This is a genomic window from [Phormidium] sp. LEGE 05292, assembly GCF_015207735.1.
Classification (GTDB): Bacteria; Cyanobacteriota; Cyanobacteriia; order Cyanobacteriales; family Aerosakkonemataceae; genus Floridanema.
This window is the reverse complement of the sequence record NZ_JADEWG010000301.1, coordinates 1-2,710: the sequence shown is the minus strand read 5'-3', so window position 1 is coordinate 2,710 and position 2,710 is coordinate 1. Positions and strand designations below refer to the sequence as shown.

Below are 2,710 nucleotides of genomic sequence, written 5' to 3'. Positions count from 1 at the left end.
GGGGTTAGGGGTTGGGGAAATTCTTCCCTATCACCTAACACCTGACCCCTATCCCCTAGTTCTTGACAAATCTCTTTGAGAGTATTGAGGTGGGGTAAGTTTTCTAGTACTAAACTCTCATCCACACCAAAGTCGATAAAACAGGCGATTTCGTCAACTCCGATCGATCGCAAATTCTCAATCACCTGGCGACAGGAGTCAGGAGTACCAATCAAAGTACCTGTGTGTGCATAACGCTGATAAGTCGTGGATAAGAGAAAGTCCCTATCTTCGTCCGTGAGTTGGTCAAAACTAACTGACATACCTTGGCTTTGGAACATATTCTGCAAAAGCCCCATAGAGGTTTTCAGGTAATTTAAGAAGGGTTCTTTTGCTTGCGATCGTGTTTGCTCTAAGTCAGCGCCTACAAAGGTATGCAGTAATACAGTAACTTTTCCGGCTTCTGCTGCGTAACCATGCTTGGTCAAAGATTCCCGGTAAAGGGCTATATTCTTGGCTAAATCTTCCACAGATTGCCCCAAGAAATTAGTTAAAATGCCTGCACCAATCTCTCCTGCCTTGATGTAGTTGTTTGGATTCTTGACAATGGTAATCCAAATCGGTAGCTTGGACTGCATCGGCTGTGGGTAAGTCTTGACCCTAATCTTTTTCTGTGTCCCATCAATCACTTCAACAGATTCACCTTGCCAAAGTTTTTGGACAGTGGCAATTTCTTCGTACATTAGTTCCCGATGTTTGCCAAAAGATTGAGGAGCAAAGACAAAATCATTGGGATGCCAACCGGAGGCAAAAGCAATACCAACTCTGCCTTGAGAAAGATTATCCACCACTGCCCATTCTTCGGCTACTCGAATCGGGTGATGCAGGGGCAAAACGACACTACCAGAACGTATCTGAATGGTTTGAGTTTCCCTAGCTAGTGCAGCCGCAATTACTGAAGGATTGGGAGAAAAGCCGCCAAAGGCATGAAAGTGACGTTCGGGAATCCAAATTGCGGTAAATCCGTGTCGATCGGCAAACTTAGCACCCTCAAACAACAGATTATACTTATTTGTCCTAAATTCTGCTTCGTAACTACCGAAATAGTACAAGCTAAATTCTAGGGATTTTTTAGCCTTGTCCCTTTTTTTTAACTCCAAATCAGATGGCGTATATGGATGCTTTTGGCCTTCCTGTTGTAGAGACGTTGCATGCAACGTCTCTACAACAACAGTCGTCTTTTGTGAAGCTAAATTGGGTTGAATTGCCCTGTTGTGTCCTCTGTCTGAAGTAGTTTCAGAGGACACTGATGGCTTTTTTGCGCGTATAAAGCCTCCTTGACGTAGTTCTTCAACGCTATCTTTAACTACTTCGACAAATCGAGAAAGATCCTCATCGGTATGGGCGGTGGAAAGAAAATGTTTGCGCCATTCCCAAACATAAATCCCTTTTTCTACCATGTGATAGAAAAGCAGATCTAAATTTCCAGTTAAGGCAAAGCGGAAGAAAGAGCTAAAATGTTCGATTTTGATCGGAACTTCGTTTTCTTGAAAATAGGTATTTAGGGTGGTAACTAACTTAGTGGTGCGATCGTTTAATTGTTGTTGAAGACTTGGGCCTTGTTCTTTGAAATGTTGGAGTACAGCCTTTGCTGCTACCATTGCCAGGGGATGCTGACAAAAAGTGCCACCAAAGAAAGTTCTTTCTGTTTGCGGATAGGAATTATCTCCATAGTTCCATATTCCTCCGTCAATACAATCTAGATACTTGGCTTTACCTGCTAGCACACCTATTGGCAAACCACCCGCAACTACTTTGCCATAAGTCGCAATATCGGCTTGAACGCCAAATAAAGCTTGTGCTCCGCCTGGGTGCGATCGAAACCCTGTAATCATTTCATCGAATATTAATGCCGTTGCTGTTCGATCGGTAATTTGCCGTAAGGAGCGCAAAAACTCCTGGGGTTGCAAAGTAGGTACGCCGCTTTGCACAGGTTCCACAAGTACCGCAGCCAGTTCATGAGCGTGGCTTTGCAGATATTCTAAAGCTTGGGGACTGCCATACTCAAGTACAACGACATCTCCTACCACACCCTCTGGCACACCAGAAGCTAGAGGGAAAAACTGCCATTGGTTATCAATAAGTTGCCGTCTGACTAAAGTTCCATCACTATGCCCATGATAAGAACCTTCAAACAAAGCAATTTTGCTTCGTCCAGTAGCAGCCCTGGCGATTCTGATTGCTGCCATTACTGCTTCTGTCCCAGAATTACAGAAACAAGCGCGTTCCGTCCCTGTAAGCTCGGTGAACAGTTGAGCCACTTCGCCAACTAGTTCGTAGCGAGGATTGAGATGAATGCCTTTTTTCAGCTGTGCTTCTAGGGCTTCCATAATGAATCGGGGTTTATGTCCGAACAGAGTTACCCCTTGCCCCATAGTCATATCGATGTATTCGTTGCCATCAACATCCCAAATTCTAGAGCCTTGTGAGCGATCGGCAACGATCGGATAAAGCATTTCCTTAATCGACAAGCGAAATCCCACAGAAGCCCTACTATCAGCTAACACCGGACGAGCACTTTCCACCAGTTTTTTTGAAGTTTTAGTCCGCTGGGTAAAACGTGCTATTAAAGCGTCTAAGTGTTGCTGCTGCTGTTGAGTCAACCCACTAGCGGGAGGTTTTTTCGGCCCCCAAGGTGAAGAAGAAGGGGGTTGGGGTTGGGGTGCTGTCT

The 2,710-nt window shown here is 44.9% G+C and carries 1 protein-coding gene; it reads right to left on the bottom strand.

The genetic code is table 11. The features are described from left to right. Positions 1 to 2,710 (bottom strand): MupA/Atu3671 family FMN-dependent luciferase-like monooxygenase (locus IQ264_RS32095; protein ID WP_193986764.1); only part of this gene is annotated, 2,710 nt, incomplete at both ends.